Source organism: Amycolatopsis sp. cmx-11-32 (assembly GCF_047608695.1).
In the GTDB taxonomy this organism is placed as follows: Bacteria; Actinomycetota; Actinomycetes; order Mycobacteriales; family Pseudonocardiaceae; genus Amycolatopsis.
This window is the reverse complement of record NZ_JADNQN010000001.1, coordinates 114,899-135,301: the sequence shown is the minus strand read 5'-3', so window position 1 is coordinate 135,301 and position 20,403 is coordinate 114,899. Positions and strand designations below refer to the sequence as shown.

General features: G+C 69.0%; 17 protein-coding genes. 11 read left to right on the top strand and 6 right to left on the bottom strand.

Annotation, left to right across the window (positions count from 1 at the left end; genetic code table 11):
- Nucleotides 1–43 precede the first annotated feature (43 nt).
- Nucleotides 44–574, bottom strand: a complete 531-nt coding sequence (locus ACM6LR_RS00560; protein ID WP_414937043.1) for a carboxymuconolactone decarboxylase family protein — start codon at nt 572–574, stop codon at nt 44–46.
- 154 nt (nt 575–728) lie between these two features.
- Between ACM6LR_RS00560 and ACM6LR_RS00555 the strand changes: the two genes are divergently transcribed.
- Nucleotides 729–971 (top strand): hypothetical protein, encoded by a 243-nt coding sequence (locus ACM6LR_RS00555; protein WP_414935586.1) that lies wholly within the window; start codon nt 729–731, stop codon nt 969–971.
- Nucleotides 972–1,020: 49 nt separating this feature from the next.
- Here the strand turns inward: ACM6LR_RS00555 and ACM6LR_RS00550 are convergent, their stop codons facing one another.
- Nucleotides 1,021–1,644 (bottom strand): TetR/AcrR family transcriptional regulator, encoded by a 624-nt coding sequence (locus tag ACM6LR_RS00550; protein ID WP_414935585.1) that lies wholly within the window; start codon nt 1,642–1,644, stop codon nt 1,021–1,023.
- Nucleotides 1,645–1,888: 244 nt separating this feature from the next.
- On the opposite strand from ACM6LR_RS00550, the gene ACM6LR_RS00545 reads away from it, so the two are divergent.
- The 4 genes from ACM6LR_RS00545 (at nt 1,889) to ACM6LR_RS00530 (ending at nt 6,257) form a co-directional block, all read left to right on the top strand.
- Nucleotides 1,889–2,746: an alpha/beta fold hydrolase gene (locus tag ACM6LR_RS00545; protein ID WP_414937042.1), complete on the top strand. Its 858-nt coding sequence runs from the start codon at nt 1,889–1,891 to the stop codon at nt 2,744–2,746.
- 81 nt (nt 2,747–2,827) lie between these two features.
- Entirely contained in the window at nt 2,828–3,994 is a 1,167-nt protein-coding gene (locus tag ACM6LR_RS00540; protein WP_414935584.1) for a DUF3152 domain-containing protein, read from the top strand.
- 117 nt (nt 3,995–4,111) lie between these two features.
- Nucleotides 4,112–5,290: an adenylyltransferase/sulfurtransferase MoeZ gene (moeZ, locus tag ACM6LR_RS00535; RefSeq protein WP_414935583.1), complete on the top strand. Its 1,179-nt coding sequence runs from the start codon at nt 4,112–4,114 to the stop codon at nt 5,288–5,290.
- A gap of 169 nt (nt 5,291–5,459) precedes the next feature.
- Nucleotides 5,460–6,257: a TIGR02569 family protein gene (locus ACM6LR_RS00530; protein ID WP_414935582.1), complete on the top strand. Its 798-nt coding sequence runs from the start codon at nt 5,460–5,462 to the stop codon at nt 6,255–6,257.
- Between the two features lie 38 nt (nt 6,258–6,295).
- Here ACM6LR_RS00530 and ACM6LR_RS00525 read toward each other — a convergent pair whose 3' ends face one another.
- Genes ACM6LR_RS00525 through ACM6LR_RS00515 form a run of 3 tightly spaced genes read right to left on the bottom strand, consistent with a single transcriptional unit; the run spans nt 6,296 to nt 9,756 of the window.
- Nucleotides 6,296–8,539: an FtsX-like permease family protein gene (locus ACM6LR_RS00525; RefSeq protein ID WP_414942964.1), complete on the bottom strand. Its 2,244-nt coding sequence runs from the start codon at nt 8,537–8,539 to the stop codon at nt 6,296–6,298.
- Nucleotides 8,536–9,216, bottom strand: coding sequence for an ABC transporter ATP-binding protein (locus ACM6LR_RS00520; RefSeq protein WP_414942963.1), 681 nt, complete (start codon nt 9,214–9,216; stop codon nt 8,536–8,538). Before ACM6LR_RS00520 ends, ACM6LR_RS00525 begins: the two co-directional genes overlap by 4 nt.
- Before the next feature lie 15 nt (nt 9,217–9,231).
- Nucleotides 9,232–9,756: a PadR family transcriptional regulator gene (locus ACM6LR_RS00515; protein WP_414935579.1), complete on the bottom strand. Its 525-nt coding sequence runs from the start codon at nt 9,754–9,756 to the stop codon at nt 9,232–9,234.
- Between the two features lie 675 nt (nt 9,757–10,431).
- Here ACM6LR_RS00515 and ACM6LR_RS00510 point away from each other — a divergent pair.
- The 6 genes from ACM6LR_RS00510 to ACM6LR_RS00485 are packed head-to-tail and all read left to right on the top strand — an operon-like array spanning nt 10,432 to nt 19,192.
- On the top strand, nt 10,432–12,432 hold the full coding sequence (locus ACM6LR_RS00510) for a molybdopterin oxidoreductase family protein (RefSeq protein WP_414943224.1): 2,001 nt from the start codon (nt 10,432–10,434) through the stop codon (nt 12,430–12,432).
- Nucleotides 12,429–13,856 (top strand): FAD-dependent oxidoreductase, encoded by a 1,428-nt coding sequence (locus tag ACM6LR_RS00505; RefSeq protein ID WP_414942962.1) that lies wholly within the window; start codon nt 12,429–12,431, stop codon nt 13,854–13,856. The genes ACM6LR_RS00510 and ACM6LR_RS00505 overlap by 4 nt, the downstream gene beginning before the upstream one ends.
- The gene (locus tag ACM6LR_RS00500) at nt 13,853–15,244 is read left to right on the top strand and encodes a nitrate/nitrite transporter (RefSeq protein WP_414937040.1); all 1,392 of its coding nucleotides are present in this window, start codon (nt 13,853–13,855) and stop codon (nt 15,242–15,244) included. The genes ACM6LR_RS00505 and ACM6LR_RS00500 overlap by 4 nt, the downstream gene beginning before the upstream one ends.
- Complete coding sequence (gene nirB, locus ACM6LR_RS00495; protein ID WP_414935577.1) at nt 15,244–17,748, top strand: nitrite reductase large subunit NirB; 2,505 nt, start codon at nt 15,244–15,246, stop codon at nt 17,746–17,748. Before ACM6LR_RS00500 ends, nirB begins: the two co-directional genes overlap by 1 nt.
- Entirely contained in the window at nt 17,745–18,092 is a 348-nt protein-coding gene (gene nirD, locus ACM6LR_RS00490; RefSeq protein ID WP_414935576.1) for a nitrite reductase small subunit NirD, read from the top strand. Before nirB ends, nirD begins: the two co-directional genes overlap by 4 nt.
- Nucleotides 18,089–19,192 (top strand): uroporphyrinogen-III synthase, encoded by a 1,104-nt coding sequence (locus ACM6LR_RS00485; protein ID WP_414935575.1) that lies wholly within the window; start codon nt 18,089–18,091, stop codon nt 19,190–19,192. The genes nirD and ACM6LR_RS00485 overlap by 4 nt, the downstream gene beginning before the upstream one ends.
- 76 nt (nt 19,193–19,268) lie before the next feature.
- Here ACM6LR_RS00485 and ACM6LR_RS00480 read toward each other — a convergent pair whose 3' ends face one another.
- Complete coding sequence (locus ACM6LR_RS00480; RefSeq protein ID WP_414942961.1) at nt 19,269–20,402, bottom strand: DNA glycosylase AlkZ-like family protein; 1,134 nt, start codon at nt 20,400–20,402, stop codon at nt 19,269–19,271.
- Nucleotide 20,403: the final 1 nt, after the last annotated feature.

Here is a 20,403-nt window from a genome sequence, read left to right as displayed (position 1 = left end):
TGGGGCAAGCGGTAGCAAAGGTCCCCTGCTCTGTTTCGCTGTCTCAGAGGCGGGTATAGCCGCCCGCCAGGAGGCGGGCGCCCTGGTAGGCGTCTTGGTCGTCCGGGGCGATGGTCCCCAGCCCGTCGACGTACCGGTTGAACATGCAGAACGCCGCTGAGATCAGCACCGTGTCGTGGATTTCGATGTCCGTCGCGTCTTCCGCACGGGCCGCCGCGATCAGGTCTTCGCTCACGGATTTCCCGCCTTCACGGACGGCGAGCGCGATGTGCAGGAGCGCCTTGACCTTCGCCGAGACGGGCGCGCCGTCGATGTCCTCCCAGGCTGCTTCGACAACCGGCATGCCGCCTTCGAGCGCTTCGGCGGCGACGGCGGCGTGACTGCGTGAGCAGAACGTGCAGTCGTTACCGCGCGAAACGACAGCGCCGATCAGCTCGCGTTCGCCAATGCTGAGGCTGCTCGGCCCGCGAAGCAGGACTTCGGCGAGTTGTCCGAGCGGCGCCGCCGTCTCGGGCCGGTAGGCGAACAGGGCTCTGATACCGAGCAGGTTCTCGTCGAGCGTGATGTGGGGCATGGGGAACTCCTCGCCGGTCGGCAACGCGGTCGATCGAGTCATAGCCGAAACCCGGCCCGTCGCGGTGCCGCTGGATGGTGGAAAGCGGTAGCAAAGGTCCCTTGCTCCCCGGCAGTCCGTGGTTGAGTCGAATCACCACTCACGAGGGGGCACCGTGATCGTCAGAGTCCGAGGCCGAGCACTTCCCGACGGCGGGTACGTCGATCTCCACGCCGATGGTGACCGCTGGACGGCCGATCCGGTCCTCGGTGCGGAGCCGGTCGCGGAGGGCTGGCTGGTGCCAGGGCCGTCGTCCATGCGGAAGATCCGTGTGAGGACCTGGCGCGGCTGGAGCACCCCGTCGCGGTCATCCTGCGGGGCGTCCGCGTCCGGTGAACCCACGCGTTTCGTCCTCTAGTTGCGGTAGTTGCACGCGCAAGGACCGCAACTAGAGGACTAAACGCGGGTCAGTGCTGCAGCGGGAAACCACCGCCGATGCCGCGCCAGGCGAGGTTGGCGGTGAGCGCGACGGCCTCGTCCTTGCTCATCGACTTGTGGTGCGCCAGCCAGAACCGCGCGCTGACCTGCGAGAGACCTACGAGGCCGACGGCGAGCAGCCGTGCCTTGTCCTCGTCGAGGCCCGCGTCGGCGGTGATGGTCTCGGTGATCGCGTCGACGCTGGCCGACGTCGCCCGGTCCACGGCCTCCTGCACGGCAGGCTCGCCGCGCAGGTCGGACTCGAAGACCATGCGGAACGCGCCGGCGTCGTTGTCGACGAAGTCGAAAAACGCGCCGACGGTCGCCGGGACACGTTGCTTGTTGTCCGTCGTGGAGTCGAGCGCGTCCTTGACCCGCCGCACCAGTTCGTCGACGTGGCTCTCCAGCAGCGCGATGTAGAGGTCGAGCTTGCCGGGGAAGTGCTGGTAGAGGACGGGCTTGCTGACCCCGGCCTCTTCGGCGATCTCGTCCATCGCGGCGGCGTGGTATCCGTTCGCGGCGAACACCCGCTGGGCGGCGGCCAGCAGCTGGGCCCGGCGTTCCGTCCTGGGCAGGCGGACGCCTCGGGCTTGCAGTCGCGCCATTTCGGTCATCGTTCCTCCAGTCGAGCGGGGCTCCGCAGGGCGGGATCACCGCCGCGTGAAGTGAACTCGAGATTACTCGCCGGTACGGCCGAACCGCCAAGGGTCGGGCATCCTTGATGCTGTGTCTTCTCCAGTTTCCCGTGCCGCCGTGGGCCGCTCACCGCTGACCCACGTACCGCTGTCGCGCAGGTCATTGCCGTCGCTGGATCCCGCGCCGCCGCCGTGGCCCGGGGAAACAATAGATGTCGGCGGGGTGAAATTGCACATCCGCCGGACTCCAGGCGGCCCCGAAACGGCGGTTTACGTCCACGGGCTCGGCGGTTCGTCCACGAATTGGACCGACCTCGCCGCGCTCTTGGCGCCCCAGGCGGCCGGCACTTCGGTCGATTTGCCGGGATTCGGCTATTCGGAGCCACCGAACGGTTTCAGCTTCAGTCTCGACGCGCACGCCGAGATCGTCGCGAGCCACATCGAGAGCCTCGGAACCGGGCCGGTGCACCTGCTCGGCAACTCGATGGGTGGCGCGGTCGCACTGCTCGTCGCGGCCCGCCGTCCAAAGCTGGTGAAGACGCTGACGCTGATCTCGCCCGCGATGCCGGATCTCCGTCCCAGCATGAGCCGGCTGTCCGATCCGCGGATGGCGTTCGCGTATCTGCCGCTGATCGGTCCGAGGGTGCGCCGTCAACTGGCCGCGCTCGGTCCGCGCGAACGCGCCATGCAGGTCATCAAGCTGTGCTTCGCCGATCCGACCCGCTTCGCCGAGAGCAGGCTGAGCGAACTGGAGGAGGAGCACAACGCCCGTGCCGGCTTCGCCTGGGCCGCCCCCGCGCTGGCCCGCAGCACGTTCGGCATCTTCCGGACGTGGTCCGCGCGCGGACCCGCGTCGCTGTGGGCCGTCGCGCCGACGGTCGCCACGCCGACGCTCGTCGTATGGGGGCAGCACGACCGGGTGATCTCCGTCCGGCGCGCCGAGCGCACCGCTCGGCTACTTCCGCACGCCCGGTTGCTGGTTCTGCCCCGAACCGGCCATGTGGCGCAGATGGAACGCCCGAATGTGGTGGCAAAGGCCGTTTTGGGAATGTGGGAATCGGTCGAATCGGGCACCTGGTAGCCCATTCGGGTGAGGAGGACACGCCGTGCGATGCGGCGGTCGCTCACAACATCACAGTTCGGTTATGGCACCCTGGTGCCCGTGGATCGGGTGAAGCATGGCGCGCAGGGCGAAGGTCGGCGGTCTCAGTACCCGGCTTCCGCCCGTCGTTCGCCACGCGCCCAGCCCCGGACCTCCGACGTCCCGCGCACCGGCCAGTACCGGCCGTCGCCGCCGCCGTCACAGCGGCTCGACGAAGACCGCTACCGCCCTGGCAGTCGCCGGACCAGTGCCCAGCCGCTCAGCGCGTCCTGGAAGCCGCACGAGCCCGGCGCCGCCAAAACCGCCAGGCGCAAGAGCAAAGGCGGCATCGGCCACTTCGCCAAGACTTACGGCTGGCGTGTGTACGCGCTGCCGATCCTCGTGGTGATCACCGCGCTGGTCGTGTTCAACACCGCCACCGGCCCGGCCGAGCCGATCGCCCCCGGCGGGGCGAGTCTCGCCTCGGCCGACGGCTCCGCGGGAAACGGCGGCGAGCCGGGCGCGGGTGTCGACGGGGGTGGCGACGTCCTCCCGGAGAATCCGGCCAAACCGGTGGATCTCAAGATCCCGACCGCGGACCTGCCCAAGGGCGGTCCCTTCACCGAGTCCGGCAAGGGCACCTATCACGTGGTGGCGGGCAAGGGCGAGAAGGTGGGCACGGGGCAGCTGTTCACCTACACGATCGAGGTCGAGGACGGCATTGATCCGGCCAGCTACACCGGTGACGACAGCTTCGCCACGACGGTGGAGGGCATCCTGTCCAATTCCAAGAGCTGGACGTGGGACGGAAAGAGAGCGCTCCAGCGCGTGGATGCGAGTTTCCCGAACCCCAGCTTCCGGGTGAGTCTCACCACACCGAACACGACGCACCGCGCGGACGTCTGCATGTTCCAGATCACCTACGAGACGTCGTGCTATCGATCGAGCTTCGACAAGCGCGTGGTGATCAACCTCGCCCGCTGGGTGCGGGGGGCGTTGGCCTTCGAGAGCGACATGACCGGGTATCGCCAGTACGCCATCAACCACGAGGTCGGGCATGCACTTGGCGGAAAGCACGTGGGTTGTCAGGTGAACGGCGGGATCGCGCCGGTGATGATGCAGCAGACGTTCGGCGTCTCCAACGACTTCGTGGCGCAGCTGAACAATCTCCCCGGCGGTGATCGCGGCAAGGTGCCGGCGGACGGCAAGGTCTGCAAGCCGGGCTCCTGGCCGAATCAGACACCTTAGTCACGCCCTCCCATCTGCTGGAATTTCCCAGGATTTGAAACAGGGGAAGTCGTTTCCGCCTGTCGGTGTTGTAGATACTGGGATGCGACCCGCGATCCACGCGAGATGGAGGACCCGATGTCAGGCACGCTGCCGCCGCTCGTCGAGCCGGCCGCCGAGCTCACCAAGGAAGAGGTGGCCCGGTACAGCCGTCACCTGATCATCCCCGACGTCGGGATGACCGGGCAGAAGCGGCTGAAGAACGCCAAGGTGCTGGTCATCGGTGCCGGTGGCCTCGGCAGCCCCGCGCTGCTGTACCTGGCCGCGGCCGGGGTCGGCACGCTCGGCATCGTCGATTTCGACGAGGTCGACGAATCGAACCTGCACCGCCAGGTCATCCACGGCCAGTCCGACATCGGCAAGCTCAAGGCCGCGTCGGCGCAGGAGTCGATCGCCGAGATCAACCCCTTCGTGAAGGTGCACCTGCACACCGACAGACTCGAGTCGTCGAACGCGCTGGAACTGTTCGAGCAGTACGATCTGATCCTCGACGGCACCGACAACTTCGCCACGCGCTACCTGGTGAACGACGCCGCCGTGCTCACCGGCAAGCCCTACGTGTGGGGCTCGATCTACCGGTTCGAGGGCCAGGCGAGCGTGTTCTGGGAGGACGCGCCGAACGGCAAGGGCCTCAACTACCGCGACCTCTACCCCGAGCCGCCGCCGCCCGGCATGGTCCCGTCGTGCGCCGAGGGTGGCGTGCTGGGCGTGCTGTGCGCGTCGATCGGTTCGATCATGGTCAACGAGGCGATCAAGCTGATCACCGGCATCGGTGAGCCGCTGCTGGGCAGGCTCGTCAGCTACGACGCGCTCGAGATGAAGTACCGCGAGGTCAAGATCCGCAAGGATCCGGAGACCCCGGAGATCACCGGGCTCATCGACTACGAAGCGTTCTGTGGTGTCGTGTCCGACGAAGCCGCTTCGGCCGCTTCGGGGCACACGATCACTCCTGCGGAGCTCAAGGCCAAGTTCGACAACGGCGACGACTTCGCCCTCATCGACGTCCGTGAGCCGCACGAGTACGAGATCGTGAACATCAAGGGCGCGACGCTGATCCCGAAGGACAAGATCCTCTCGGGCGAGGCGCTGTCGGAACTGCCGCAGGACAAGCCGATCGTGCTGCACTGCAAGTCGGGCGCGCGTTCGGCGGAGGCGCTCGCGGCGTTGCACCAGGCCGGGTTCAAGGACGCGACCCACCTCGGTGGCGGCGTACTGGCCTGGGCGCGGCAGATCGACCAGAGCCTGCCGACCTACTGACGGTCGAAGTACAGGAAGGCCCCCTTCCTTGCGTCTGGGTACAGGAAGGGGGCCTTCCTGTACTGGGCAAGGAAGCCATCACGGGCCGACGGCTGCCGCCCCGAACGTTGCCCTTCCACCAGCGCGTCTTCTCGTTCGTGGCGCGGAAGACGGGGTAACGTGCCGAGCCGTGCGTGCCACCCTGGAAAGCCCTCCGGCTCACGTCCGCGCGGCGTTCGGCGGACGTACCGGTGACGGGGAGCCGCTGCCCGGCACCACCGCCTGGCGCTACGGCGATCTCGTGCTGAAGCCGGTCGTGGACAAGTCGCGGACCCTGTGGACGGCCCGAGCGCTGGAAGCCGTGGACGAGCCGGGGCTGAGGGTCGCGAAGCCCGTCCGGTCCAGTGACGGCCGGTGGGTGCTCGGCGGCTGGTCGGCGAACCGGTTCGTGTCCGGGACGGCAGAGCACCGCTACGACGAGGTCGTGCACGCGGCGGTCAAGTTGCACCGGACGACGGCGGGGTTGCCTCGGCCGGATTTCCTGGGACGGCGCACCGATATCGAGGCTTTGGCCGACAAACTCGCGTGGGGCGAAGCGGACATGTCCCTCGACGAGAACAAGGGCGGCCGTTGGTTCGAGGTGCTGGCGGGGTCCCGAAGACCGGTCAAGCTGCCGGATCAAGTCGTCCACGGGGAGCTTCTCGCCGGCGTGCTGTTCGACGGTGACGCGGCCCCCGGCATCGTCGATTTCGTGCCGTACTACCGGCCGGGTGAATGGGGCGCCGCGATCGTCGCGGTCGACGCGCTGGCCTGGGGCGGCGCCACCATCGATCTTCTCGAACGCTGGGCGCATCTGCCGGAATGGCCCCAGCTTCTCCTGCGGGCCATCCTTTTCCGCCTGGCCGCCAACGCCCTCGACCCGCGGTCGACGCGAGCGGCGCACGACGGGCTCCGCGCCGCGGCCCGCGACGTCAGCGCTGTGCTGTAGAGCCGGGCAGGCCCCGAAACCGGGGCCTGCCCGGACTTTCACTCGGTTCGCAGATTCTCCGACCGCGCGGCCGAGCGCACCGACGGCAGCGTCGACGCCGTCACCAGCAGCACCATCACGACCGCCGCGCAGGCGAGCACCCCGACAGCGGCCCAGTCGATGTACAACGTGTCCCAGAACATCCGCCTGCCGACCGCGGCGATGCCGATCCCGGTCGCCGTCGCGATCACGATCCCCAGCAGCAGCGGGATCCCGTTCTGCCACACCATTGATCGAAGGATCACGCGCACCGGGACCCCGGTGGCGGACAGCGCGCCGAGGGCCCGCCGCCGTTCCCGGACCTGTTCCTGGGCGAGCACGAGCAGGCTCACCCCCGCCAGCAGCAGGACGAACAGCACGCCGCCGAGCAGGATGTTCCGCGCGTCCCCGAACATCTGTGCCTCGTCGGTGACCCGTTCCCTGTTGTACGTGGCCACCGTGGCCTCCCAGCCGAGCGGGGCGACCGAATTCCGCACCAGTTCGACGAAGTCCGGGTTCGCGGCCCCGTCACGCAGGCTCACCGTGACCGAGGCGGCCGTCAGATCGATGCCCCCTGCCGCGCCCGGTGTCGCGAGCACGCGCACCCCGAGGTATTCGGCGATCCCCGACTTCTTCGGGTCGAGCGGTCGCGGTGTGGCCGGAACGGACCAGGGCTGCTCATGTTTGTCGAGGTCGGTGAGCGTCACCGACTGTCCTTTGTGGAACGAAGGGGCTTCGGCGAACACGTCGCCGTCGCGGCAACCCGTCGTCCCCGTCGACGCTTCGATCGTGGGGCAGTCGGCGACAGCGAACGAGGAGAAGGAGTGGTCCCCGCCGGCCGTGGTGACGAACATCGAGCGCATGGCCTGGAAATCGGCCGCGCCCGGAACCGCGCGCACCGCGGCCACCGCCTTGTCGGCCACCGGGCCCTCCGCGGTGACGATCGTCCGACCGGCCGTCGTGTCCTGGTACTCGTCCTGCAGCGCCGCCTGGCCGGCCACCAGGCTCTGCAGCCCGATCGCCCCGGCGAGCACCACGCAGAGCCCCGCGACCACCCGCGACGGCGTCCCGCTGTCGCTCCGCAGCCGGCGGATCGCGAGCTGGAACGACGGTGGCCCACCCTTGATCCCGGACACGACGCGTTCCAGCAGCCACGGCAGCAGCGCCGGGATCCCGAGCATCAGCAGCACCACCCCGGCGATCAGCGCCGCCCGGCCGAGACCACTTTCCATGCCGAAATCCGGGAGCACCAAGGCGATTCCGGCGAGGATCGGCAACAGTCGCCACCACAACCGCCGCTTCGGCGGCGTGGCCTCGCGGACGACGCCGAGTGGTTCGACGATCGTGTGCCGCTGGGCGAACCACGCCGTCACCACGGTCAGGGCGGGGACGAGAAGCACGATCAGCACCACTAGTGGCCACGGCGGGGTGAGGTCGCTTGGGTAGAGCCCGAAGCGGAACACCTGGAAGTTCGTCACCGCACCGCGCAAGAGCAGGAACAACGCGGCGCCGACGACGAGCCCGGCGGCGGCGCCCGCGAGTGATTCCGCCGCGGTGATCCGGCGCAGCTGCCGGACGGACGAGCCCGCCAGCCGCAACGCGGCGAGCCGCCGGTCCCGGGTGGCGCCGCCGAGCCGGGAGATCGTCCCGATGAAGATGAACACCGGCGTGAGCAGAACGAAGAGCCCGATCAGCAGCAGCGCCAGTACTTCCTGTTCGATCGTGTAGTCGTAGCCGCGTTCGGCGCCGAAGCCGTAGACCATCGAGCCGGACCGCAACGTGTCCGAGCCGACGTAGGCGACCAGGTCGTTCGGATTGAGCACGGTTCCCGCGGCGATGACCCTGACCGGCTCGCCTGGCAGCAGTGGCCGCAGCAGGCCACTGGTATCGGCTGCGACGAGTTCTTCCAGTTTCGGCGAAAGGAAGACCTCGCCCGGCGCGGGCAGCCGGTCCACGCCCGGTGGGATCGGCGAGTTCGGCCCGGTGGGCCGCAGGTGGACGAGCGCGATCGCCTGACCGCGGAAGTCGGTCGTCGCCGGGCGGTAGGCCAGCGGGGCGACGCCAGGGATCGGTTCGCTCCGCACGTACGAGGCGAACGCCCGCTGGTCCCGGTTCTCCTTGACGGTGCCCGTGGAGGCGCCGGTCAGCAGGATCACCACCGCGAGCCCGATGCCGAAGGCGCTCAGGACGAGCCTGACGATGGAGCCCCGGCCGCCCCCGACGGCCAGCCGGAACCCCAGCAGCAGGTCTTCGCGCCCGCTCATCGGGTCACCACCGGTTCACGTGTCCGGCCGTCTCGCACGATGACCTCCCGGTCTGAGTAGGCGGCCACCCGCGGTTCGTGGGTGACCAGGACGACGGCGGCGTTCGTCTGTTTCGCCGTCTCGGAAAGCAGGCGCATGACGAGCTCGCCGCTGAGCGTGTCCAGTGCGCCCGTGGGTTCGTCGGCGAAGACCACCGACGGTTCGGTGATCAGCGCTCTTGCCATGGCGACCCGCTGGCTCTGCCCACCCGACACCTGGGCGGGTGTGCTGTCCTCGGAGTCGCCGACTTCCAGCCGGTCGAGCCAGGCCTTCGCGAGTCGCTCGGCGGGACGGCGTTTCATCCCGCCGAGCCGCAGTGGCAACGCGACGTTCTCCAGGCACGTCAGTTCCGGGACGAGCTGCCCGAATTGGAAGACGAAGCCGAACTCGGTGCGCCGCAAGGCACTGCGTTCTGCGTCGGCCATCTGAGAGAGCGCGCGGCCGCGGAACAGCACCCGTCCTTCGTCGGGCCGCACGATGCCGGACAGGCAGTGCAGCAGGGTCGACTTCCCCGAGCCCGACGGGCCCATGATCGCGACGATCTCCCCGGCTTCGAGCGTCAGGCCCGCCCCGGCCAGCGCCTGATCGGGGCCGAAAGCCTTGTACAGGTTCAAGCCTTGTAACAACAGTGTTTCCACTTTGTGGTCCCCAGGTCAGCGCGTCAACTGACGCGCGAGGTCGTCGAGACGGGCGGCCGTGAGTTCCAGCCATCGCAGATCCGCCTCGAGGTGGAACAGCGCGTGATCGCAGATGAGCTGGTCGGCGAGGTCGCCGTCGGTCTTGCGGGCGGTGAGCTCGCGCATGGCGCGGAGGTGGGAGCCGCGCTGGGCGTCGAGCAGGTCTTGGGCGCCTCGGCCGGACAGTAGGGCGAGTACGACCTTGGTGTAGAGCGTGTTCTGCAGGTAAACGGAGGGATTCTCCGGGCTTTTCAGCCATTCCTCGACGTTGGTGACGCCGGCTTCGGTGATCGCGTACCGCTTCCGGTCCGGACCGCCGCCTGCCTCGATGCCGTTCTCTTCGACGAGACCGTTCTTCAGCAGGCGGTTCAGCGTCGAGTAGACCTGCCCGTAGTGCAGTGGGCGATCTTGCCGGAACTGCTTGTCGTAGAGCTGTTTGAGGTCGTAACCGTGCTTGGGGCCGGCTTCGAGCAGGCCGAGCAGGGTGTTCCCGATGGACATGCGGCAACTATACACAGTGTGTATACGCTCGCTCTATACATCCAGTGCCTAGTTGCTGAAGGGGACTTTCCCCGCATGTCATGCGGTGAAGGGAGCTTTCGTCGCGTGACATGCGGGGAAAGTCCCCTTCAGCTCGGGTGCGGTGCGGTGCGGTGCGGGGTGCGGGCGGGGAGGTTGAGGCCTCCTTGCGGGCTCGGGGTTCCTCAAGGTGGCTTTCGCGACGTCTGGTGCCCTGAAGGTGGCTTTCGCGACGTCTGGTGTCCTGAAGGTGGCTTTCGCGACGTCTGGTGTCCTGAAGGTGGCTTTCGCGACGTCTGGTGTCCTGAAGGTGGCTTTCGCGACGTCTGGTGTCCTGAAAGTGGCTTTCGCGACGTCTGCGGCGGACCGCCACCAGGTCTGGAGGTGAAGGGAGCCTTCGCCGCGTGGCATGAGGTGAAAGCTCCCTTCGCCGCGTCGCATGAGGTGAAGGGAGCCTTCAGCCCCACGCTCCACCTCACGGTGTGACGTCCACCGGCGGCGGGCAATGTCAAACGCCTGAAACATTCAGGAGTTCTCAGGTAACACGGCCTCCCTACCTTCAAGCGAAATCGACGCCTGGAGGAGGTGCCCGTGCCGCTCGCCGCCCCCGCCCGAGCCGTGGCCACGCACTGCCCGTACTGCGCACTGCAGTGCGGGATGAGCCTCGACGGCGCCCGCGTCGCCCCGCGCGACTTCCCGGTCAACGCCGGCGGCCTGTGCCAGAAGGGCTGGACGTCGGGAGAGCTCCTGACCTCACCTTCCCGCCTGACGACACCGTTGATCAGGGTCGACGGCGAACTCCGGCCGACGACCTGGGCACAGGCGCTCGACCTCGTCGCGCGAAGGCTCACCGAGATCCGGGCGGCCGAGGGCGCCGACTCGGTCGCCGTCTTCGGCGGCGGCGGGCTGACCAACGAAAAGGCCTACCTGCTGGGGAAATTCGCCCGCGTCGCGCTGGGCACCTCGCAGATCGACTACAACGGCCGGTTCTGCATGTCGTCGGCGGCGGCCGCCGCGGTCATGGCGTTCGGCGCCGATCGCGGGATGCCGTTCCCGGTCACGGATCTCGCCGACGCCGACGCCGTCCTGCTCGTCGGGGCGAACCCGTCCGAGACGATGCCGCCGTTCACGCAGCATCTGCGTGGCGCGGACCTGATCGTCATCGACCCTCGACGTACCCCGACGGCCGAACTCGCCGGACTGCATCTCGCGCCCGCGCCGGGTACCGATGTCGCCCTCGCGCAAGGAATTCTGCACGCGGTCGTCGCCGATGGCCTGCTCGACCAGTCCTATGTGGACACCCGAACGAACGGTTTCGAGGAGCTGTGGCGGTCGGTCGCGGCCTGGTGGCCGGAGCGCGTCGAGCAGATCACCGGGGTCTCCGCCGCTGACCAGCGCCGCGTCGCCGCGAAACTCGCCGCCGCTCGCAACGCCTACGTTCTCACCGCGCGGGGCACCGAACAGCACGCCAACGGCACGGCGATGGTGAACGCGTGGATCAACCTCGCGCTCGCCCTCGGCCTGCCAGGGCGTCAGGGCTCCGGCTTCGGCTGCCTGACCGGGCAGGGAAACGGCCAGGGCGGCCGCGAACACGGCCAGAAGGCCGACCAGCTTCCGGGGTACCGCAAGATCGACGACCCAGCCGCCCGCGAGTACGTCGCCGGGGTCTGGGGTGTGCCACCGGAATCCCTGCCGGGTCCGGGCCGCTCGGCCGTCGAGCTGCTGGAAGCGCTCGGCACCGACGACGGACCGAGCGCGTTGATGGTGTTCGGCAGCAACCTCGTCGTTTCGGCGCCCCGGGCGGGGAGCATCCAAGAAAAATTGTCCTCTTTGGACTTCTTGGTCGTCTCGGACCTTGTCCTTTCGGAGACCGCGGCGATGGCCGACGTCGTCCTCCCGGTCACTCAGTGGGCCGAAGAAGACGGCACGATGACGAACCTCGAAGGCCGGATCCTGCTTCGGCGCAAAGCGATCGACCCGCCGTCCGGAGCGAAGACCGACCTGTACGTGCTTTCGGAACTCGCCCGGCGGCTCGGGCAGCCGGACGGCCGGTTCCCTTCCGACGCCGAGACCGTCTTCACCGAACTCCGCCGGGCGTCCAAGGGTGGCGTCGCCGACTACTCCGGCATCACCTACGACCGGCTCCGTGACGGTGAGGCCTTGTACTGGCCCGTTCCCTCGGAATCGCATCCCGGCACGCCGCGGATGTTCCTCGACTCCTTCGCCCACCCGGACGGTCGCGCACGGTTCGTTCCGGTGGACCACGTCGGCCCAGCCGAAGTACCCGACGCCGAATTCCCCTTGCAGGCCACCACGGGCCGGATCCTGCAGCACTACCAGTCCGGCGCGCAGACCCGGCTGGTCAAGGAACTGAACGACGTCGCTGCGGAGGCCTTCGTGGAAGTTCATCCGGACACCGCCGCGCACGCGGGACTGGCGGAGGGCGACCTCGCGGTCGTGCGGTCCCGGCGAGGGGAGACCGTCGCCCGCGTCCGCTGCGTGCCGTCACTGCGCCCGGACCTGGTGTTCCTGCCGTTCCACTTCCCCGGTGCGGGAAGGGCGAACCTGCTGACCAACCCGGCACTCGACCCGACGAGCCGGATGCCCGAGTTCAAGGTGTGCGCGGTCGCGCTCGCCCCGGCCGAGGTCGTCGCGTGAGCCCCCGGTCGGTGGTCATCACCGGGTACGGGATGGCGGGCGCGCGGCTGGCGGACGACATCCGCCGCCGCGATCCCGACGGCGAACGCGTCCGGCTCACCGTCGTCGGCGCGGAGACGCACGCCGCCTACAACCGTGTGCTGCTGTCGTCGGTGGTCGCCGGGACCATGCGGCCCGAGGTCGTCCGGCTCCACGACGACGACTGGTCGTCCCGTACCGGGGCCGACCTGCGACGCGGGGTCGCCGCGACGTCGATCGACCGCGCGGCGCGGCGGGTGCACCTCGATGACGGGTCCACTGTGGACTACGACGCGCTCGTGCTCGCCACCGGCGCCAACCCGTGGATGCCACCGGTCGAAGGACTCGAACCCGGCCCGGACGTCGTCGCGTTCCGCACTCTCGACGACTGCGCCCGTATTCTCGACGCCGCCAAACTGGGTGCCCCGGTCGTCGTGCTCGGCGGCGGGCTGCTCGGCCTGGAAGCCGCGCGAGGCCTGGCGGGACGCGGAAACCTCGTCACCGTCGTACATCCGATGCCGCACATCATGGAACGTCAGCTGGACGCGGAATCCGCGCGGGTGCTGACCAGGAAGCTCGAAGAACTCGGCGTCGGTTTCCGGCTCGGTGTCGGGGCCGCGCGCTATGTCAGTGGCGACGGGCTCAAACTCGACGACGGCACGCATGTGCCCGCCGACCTGATCGTCGTCTCGACCGGCGTCCGTGCCGAGACGAAACTGGCCGTGGACGCCGGGCTGACCGTCGAGGGCGGCATCGTCGTCGACGATCTGCTGCGCACCAGCGACGGCCGGATTCACGCGATCGGTGACTGCGCCCGGCATCCCGGCTCGTTCGGCGGCCTCGTGCAACCCGCGTGGGAACAGGCCGCCGTCGTCGCGGACCTGGTCACCGGGACGAAGTCCGCGTCGCGTTATCGCGGCACCCAGCCCGTGACCCGGCTGAAGGCCCGCGGCATCGACCTCACCGCGCTCGGTGAGACGATGACCGGCGCCGACGACCCGACCGCGGAGGTGCTCACCTTCAGCGACCCGGCCGGCTGCCGCTACGGCAAGCTCGTCGTCCGCGAAAACCGGGTGGCGGGCGCGATCCTGCTCGGCCTGCCCGACGCGGCCGCGACGATCGCGCAACTCTACGACCGGGGTACCCCGGTGCCAGAAGACCGGCTCGCCGTCCTGTTGGGACGTGCGCTGCCCGCCGGGGCGCCGTCGGCGTCGAGCCCGGCCGATCTGCCCGCGTCGGCGGTCATCTGCCGCTGCAACGCGGTGACCAAGGGGCGGCTCGTCGAGGCCTGGCGCGCCGGTGCCACCGACGTTCCCGCCCTCGCCGGGGCGACCCGCGCGACGACCGGCTGCGGTGGCTGCAAGGACGCCGTCGGCGGGGTCGCGAAATGGCTGGCCGCCCAATGAACCCGAACGCATCCACCAAGGAGGACCTCGTGGCAGCTCGTGGAAAGCGCTGGATCGAGCACTGGGATCCGGAGAACGAGCGGTTCTGGGAAGAGACCGGGAAGAAGGTGGCCCGGCGGAACCTCTGGTTCTCCGTCCTGGCCGAGCACATCGGCTTCTCCGTCTGGACACTGTGGTCGGTCATGGTCCTGTTCATGGGGCCGCAGTACGGTTTCTCGCCAGCCGACAAGTTTCTCCTGGTCTCCACGCCGACGCTGGTCGGCGCTCTCATGCGGCCGCTGTACACCTTCGCGGTCGCGAGGTTCGGCGGCCGGAACTGGACGATCGTCAGCGCGATGCTGCTGCTGGCGCCCACCGTGCTGGCCGCGATCGCGATGGAACCGGGCACCTCGCTCGGCACGTTCCTGCTGATCGCCGCGCTGGGCGGGGTCGGCGGCGGGAATTTCGCGTCGTCGATGACCAACATCAACGCCTTCTACCCGGAGAAACACAAGGGCTGGGCGCTCGGACTCAACGCGGGCGGCGGGAACCTCGGCGTGGCGGCGATCCAGCTGATCGGGCTGCTGGTCATCGGCACCGTCGGTGCGACCGCGCCCCGGCTGGTGCTCGCGATCTACCTCCCGCTGATCGTGCTCGCCGCGACCTGCGCGTACTTCTTCATGGACAACCTCGCCTCGATGAAGGGCGACACCAAGGCGATGCGGGAGGTCGTCAAGGATCCGCACACCTGGGTGATGTCGTTACTCTACGTCGGCACGTTCGGTTCGTTCATCGGCTACAGCTTCGCGTTCGGCCTCGTGTTGCAGAACCAGTTCGGCCGGACCCCGTTGCAGGCGGCGGCGGTGACGTTCCTCGGGCCGCTGCTCGGCTCCTTCTCGCGGCCGGCCGGCGGCTGGCTGTCCGACCGGATCGGCGGCGGCAAGGTCACCTTCGTGACGTTCGCCGGGATGGCCGCGGCGACCGTGGTGCTGATCCTGGCGTCGACGTCGAACTCGCTCGCGCTGTTCACCGTCGCGTTCATCGTGTTGTTCGTGCTCACCGGCGTCGGCAACGGCTCGACGTACAAGATGATCCCGGCGATCTTCCGCGCCAAGGCGAGGGTGGCGATCAGCGAGGGCGCCGACGAGACCCTCGAGATGCTCAAGGCACGCAAGCTCTCCGGCGCGTTGATCGGGCTGGCCGGGGCGATCGGCGCGCTCGGCGGGCTGTTCATCAACCTGGCCTTCCGGCAGTCGTTCGCGGACACGAAGAGCGGGGTGCCGGCGTTCGTCGCCTTCCTCGTCTTCTACGGGCTGTGCTTCACCGTCACCTGGGCGGTGTACCTGCGCAAACAGCAGACGGAGGTGGCGGGCACCCGAGGTCTGGCGCTCGCCGGAGCGGAGGTCTGATGCGGAAACTCGTCGTCGCGGGACACGGCATGGTCGCGCACCGGCTCGTCGAAGCGGTGCGCGCGGAGGACAAGACGGGCGAATGGCAGGTGGTGGTCCTCGCCGAGGAGGCGCGGCCCGCTTACGATCGCGTCGCTCTGACGTCCTATGTGGACACCTGGGATCCGGCTTCGCTGGCACTTCCCGGCGCGGACTACGCAGACGACCCACTGGTCGAATTGCGGCTCGGTGACGCGGTGGTCTCGGTGGACCGGGAGCGCAAGGTCGTCGTCACCGAGTCCGGGTACGAGCAGTCGTACGACGCGCTCGTCCTCGCGACCGGTTCGAGGCCGTTCGTTCCGCCGGTGCCCGGTCACGATCTTCCCGGTTGCTTCGTCTACCGGACGATCGAAGATCTCGACGCCATCCGGGCAGCCGCTCACCGGCCCGGCCGAGGTCGGCGGTCGGCGGTCGTCATCGGCGGTGGCCTGCTCGGTCTCGAAGCCGCGAAGGCGTTGCGGGACATGGGTCTCTCGCCGCACGTGGTCGAGATGGCGCCGCGGCTGATGCCACTGCAGGTCGACGAGGGCGGCGGTGGCCTGCTGCGGCGGCTGATCACCGAACTCGACGTGACCGTCCACACGGGAACGTCGACCGACGCCATCGAACCGGACGGTGAGCGGTACCTCGCCCGGCTGGGCAACGGAACCGAGCTGGACGTCGACCTGGTCGTATTCTCCGCCGGGATCCGCCCGCGCGACGACCTCGCCCGGTCGTCCGGGCTGGAAGTCGGCGCGCGGGGCGGCATCCTGGTCGACGACGCGTGCCGGACGTCCGACCCGGCGGTGTACGCGATCGGTGAATGCGCGGCCGTCGCCGGAAAGGTGTACGGCATCGTGGCGCCCGGCTACGCGATGGCGGAGATCGTCGCCGCGCGGCTGACCGGCGGCGAGGGCACGTTCCCCGAGCCGGACATGTCGACGAAGCTGAAGCTCATGGGTGTCGACGTCGCCAGTTTCGGCGACGCGCACGCGGCGACCGAGGGCGCGCTCGAAGTCGCGTTCAACGACGCTGTCGCCAGGACCTACAAGAAGCTCGTCGTGTCGGACGACTCGAAAACGTTGCTGGGCGGCGTTCTCGTCGGCGACGCTAGCGAGTTCAACACGTTGCGCGCGATGGTCGGCAGGCCGTTGCCCGCCGAACCGGGCGCGATCCTCGCCCCGGCCGGTGGCGGCGCCGCGGTCGGTGTCGACGCGCTGCCCGACGCCGCGCAGATCTGTTCCTGCAACGCGGTCTCCAAGGGCGCGATCACGCACGCGATCACCGAAGACGGTTGCGATTCGGTCGCCAAGATCAAGGGCTGCACGCGGGCGGGAACGGCGTGCGGATCGTGTGTCCCGCTGCTGGGCAGGCTGCTGACGGCTTGCGGTGTCGAGCAGTCGAAGGCGTTGTGCGAGCACTTTTCGCAGTCGCGCGCGGAGTTGTTCCAGATCCTGCAGGCCACGCGGATCAGTACCTTCAGCGAGATGATCGACCGGTACGGAAGCGGAACCGGGTGCGCTCTCTGCAAACCGGCGATCGCGTCGATTCTGGCCACGCTGGGTAACGGGCACATCCTCGCCGGTGAGCAGGCGACCCTGCAGGACACCAACGACAAGTTCCTGGCGAACCTGCAGCGCAACGGCACCTACTCGGTGGTCCCGCGGATCCCGGGTGGCGAGATCACGCCCGAGAAGCTGATGGTGATCGCGCAGGTGGCGATGGACTTCGGGCTGTACACCAAGATCACCGGTGGACAGCGGGTCGATCTGTTCGGCGCCACCGTGGACCAGCTCCCGCTGATCTGGCGGCGGCTCGTCGACGCCGGGTTCGAGTCTGGGCACGCGTACGGGAAGTCGTTGCGTACGGTCAAGTCCTGCGTCGGTTCGACATGGTGCCGGTACGGTGTCCAGGACAGTGTCGGCCTCGCCATCGAACTGGAACTGCGGTATCGAGGGCTTCGCTCGCCGCACAAGCTGAAGTCCGCGGTGTCGGGCTGTGCGCGGGAGTGCGCGGAGGCTCGCAGCAAGGACTTCGGCATCATCGCGACCGACAAAGGCTGGAACCTTTACGTCGGCGGGAACGGCGGCGCGACCCCGAGGCACGCGGACCTTTTGCTGTCCGAAGTGGACACCAAGACGCTGATCCGCACGATCGACCGGTTCCTGATGTTCTACGTCCGCACGGCCGACCGGTTGCAGCGCACCGCGCCGTGGGTCGAGGAGATGGACGGCGGGCTCGACCACCTGCGCGCGGTCATCGTCGACGACAAGCTCGGCATCTGCGAAGACCTCGACGCGGCGATGGCCAAGCACGTCGGCGACTACGCCGACGAATGGCGCGGAGTGCTGGAGGATCCGGAGAAGCTGGCGAAGTTCAGCTCGTTCGTCAACGCGCCGGGCACACCGGACCCGACGATCTCGTTCCGCACCGAACGCGACCAGAAGGTGCCCGTGCTGCTGGGCATCCCGGAGGTGAAACAGTGACGACCTCGATCGAGCGCACCTGGACCGCCGTCTGCGCGGCGGGCGCGGTCCCCGAATGGTCCGGCGTCGCCGCCCTGCTCGACGACGGCGTGCAGGTGGCGATTTTCCGGCTGCCCGGCGGCCGATGGTACGCACTGTCCAATATGGACCCGATCAGCGGCGCCGCGGTGCTTTCGCGGGGAATCGTCGGCGACGCGGGCGGTGTCCCGGTGGTGGCTTCACCGGTGTACAAGGAACGATTCGATTTGCGGTCCGGTGACTGTCTCGACGCCGAAAGTGTCTCGGTCGAGGCGTATCGGGTCCGGGTCACCGGGGGTGTGGTGGAGGTGGAGGATTCACCGTGACAGACGTCCCTCCCTTGGCGGGATTCGTCATCGGGATCACGGCGGCGCGACGGGCTGACGAGCTCGGCGCGCTGTTCGTGCGTAAAGGTGCGACCGTGCGGTACGGCCCGGCCATCCGGATCGTGCCGCTCGCCGACGACACCGAACTACGGTCGGCCACCATGCGCCTGCTGGAAGAGCGGGTCGACGTCGTCGTCGCGACGACCGGGATCGGCTTCCGGGGTTGGACCGAGGCGGCCGAAGGCTGGGGGCTGGGGGAAGAACTGCTGGACCGGCTGGGGGAGTCGTCACTGCTCGCGCGGGGCCCGAAGGCCAAGGGCGCGATCCGCTCGGCCGGGCTCTCGGAAGCGTACTCGCCCGCGTCGGAGAGCAACGCCGAGGTGCTGCGACATCTGCTCGATTCCGGTGTGGACGGTCAGCGGATCGCCGTGCAGTTGCACGGTGAACCACTTCCGTACTTTGTGGACCGTCTTCGCGCCGCGGGTGCCGAGGTGATCGAGGTGCCGGTGTACCGCTGGGTCGGCCCGGCCGATCCCGGACCGCTGGACCGGCTGCTGGACGCGGTGCTCGACGGCTCGGTGGACGCGTTGCCGTTCACCAGCGCGCCGGCTGTCGCGTCACTGCTGGCGGTGGCGAAACGGACCGGGCGGCTGCCGGGAATCGTGCGGGCATTGGAGAAACGAGTCGTGGCGGCCTGTGTCGGGCCGATCACCGCGGGGCCGCTCGCCGCGCTCGGGATCCCGACGGTCCAGCCGGCGCGGTCACGTATCGGGGCGCTGGCGCGGACGGTGTCCGACGCGCTCGAAGCCCGCTCGCCGCGGTTGGACGCGGCCGGGCGGAGCATCGAACTGCGCGGCCAGGCGGCGCTGGTGGACGGGCAGTGGTGCGACATCGCACCCGCGCCGATGGCCTTGCTGCGGGCGCTGGCGGAGTCGCCGGGCCGGGTCTTCTCCCGGCGGGAACTGATCTCCGCGTTGCCCGATGGCGGCGAGGAGCACGCCGTCGAGACCGCCATCGGCCGCCTGCGGAGCTCTTTGGGGGCCCCGAAACTCGTCCAGACGGTGGTGAAACGAGGCTACCGCCTGGCCGTCGACCCGTGACCCCGCGTTTCGTCCTCCAGTTGCGGTAGTTGGCAACGCGAACTACCGCAACTAGAGGACGAAACGCGGGGGTAGGTCACGAGAAGGTGAGGCGGAAATCGGGGAACTCCCGTGCGGCCGTGACACGGGCGGCCTCCGCTTCGGCCTCTTTTCGCACAGCCGGGCGGAGGGCGTCGAACGGGGTGACGGTGAAGTCGAGCCGCTTCTTACCGCTCGCCTTGGCCCGCCAGACCCCGGCGATCTCGCCGTCGGCCAGCACCACACCGGGGTTGCCGAGGATCTTCCAAACCTCCTTCTGCCTGGCCTTGTCCGGTACCAGCACGGCACGGTCCCGCGCCTGGACGAACGGGTCCAGCGGCGGCAGCAGACGGACTACGTCCGGCTCCGGCGGGTTCTCCAGCAGCGGAACCCGGTCTTCCGGCAGAAACGCCTTCCTGCCGTCGACGCGGACCTCGACCAGGCCGTCGGGCCACATCGCGTCGACGCCGGTGCGGGTCGTCCCGACGTACGCGGCGGCGTCGCCCGGGGCGGCCGGACCGTTGATCCGCAGGTAGCCCTCGACCACGCGAGTGGCGGCCTTGGCGTCCGGCGAGGTCTTCAGCGCGCCTCCCTTCTTGAATGGGGCCAGTTCCCACGGCGCCAACGTCGCCGGGGTCGCACCCACTTCGAGGCGGACACCGGCGTGGATCGTCGCGACCCGCATCAACTGCTCGTAGATGTGCACCACACCGCAGCCGCGGCAGGCGTACGAGAGGCCGTCGGGGATCAGTTTCGTGACCGCGCCGCTCACCGTGCCCTTGGTCCGCACACCGGTGACGACCTCGCGGATCGCCTTCGCGGCGGTGAACAGAGCGTCCATCGCGGGCATTCCGGCGTCCTCGACCTGCTTGCGCTGCCAGAGGATCCGGGCCATCGCGTCCTTCTCGTCGAGTGGGACGAGCGCCGCCCGGATCCCGTCCAGCTCCGCGCGGCGGTGGAAATGCGGTGCGCCGCGATGCGTCCACGCGAGCACGAAGCGCTCGTCGTCCCAGACGCCGGGCGTCACGTCGCCGTCGAGACGGGCGGCGAGACCCAGCAGGGCGGTGTCGCGCACGGAATCCTGCAGGCCGAGGTCGAATACGGGCACCGCGGCCGCGTCCGTCTCCTCGCGGTGCAGTCCGTGCGCCGCGATCCGGTACGCCAGCACCTGTTCGCGATCGACCTCGAGCACT

Bases quoted from the DNA above. Each gene is read 5' to 3' on its own strand.
- ACM6LR_RS00560 (WP_414937043.1), bottom strand. From the start codon at position 574: ATGCCCCACATCACGCTCGACGAGAACCTGCTCGGTATCAGAGCCCTG.
- ACM6LR_RS00510 (WP_414943224.1), top strand. From the start codon at position 10,432: ATGAGCCTCGACGGCGCCCGCGTCGCCCCGCGCGACTTCCCGGTCAAC.
- ACM6LR_RS00525 (WP_414942964.1), bottom strand. From the start codon at position 8,539: ATGAGCGGGCGCGAAGACCTGCTGCTGGGGTTCCGGCTGGCCGTCGGG.
- ACM6LR_RS00550 (WP_414935585.1), bottom strand. From the start codon at position 1,644: ATGACCGAAATGGCGCGACTGCAAGCCCGAGGCGTCCGCCTGCCCAGG.
- ACM6LR_RS00500 (WP_414937040.1), top strand. From the start codon at position 13,853: ATGAACCCGAACGCATCCACCAAGGAGGACCTCGTGGCAGCTCGTGGA.
- moeZ (WP_414935583.1), top strand. From the start codon at position 4,112: ATGTCAGGCACGCTGCCGCCGCTCGTCGAGCCGGCCGCCGAGCTCACC.
- nirB (WP_414935577.1), top strand. From the start codon at position 15,244: ATGCGGAAACTCGTCGTCGCGGGACACGGCATGGTCGCGCACCGGCTC.
- ACM6LR_RS00515 (WP_414935579.1), bottom strand. From the start codon at position 9,756: ATGTCCATCGGGAACACCCTGCTCGGCCTGCTCGAAGCCGGCCCCAAG.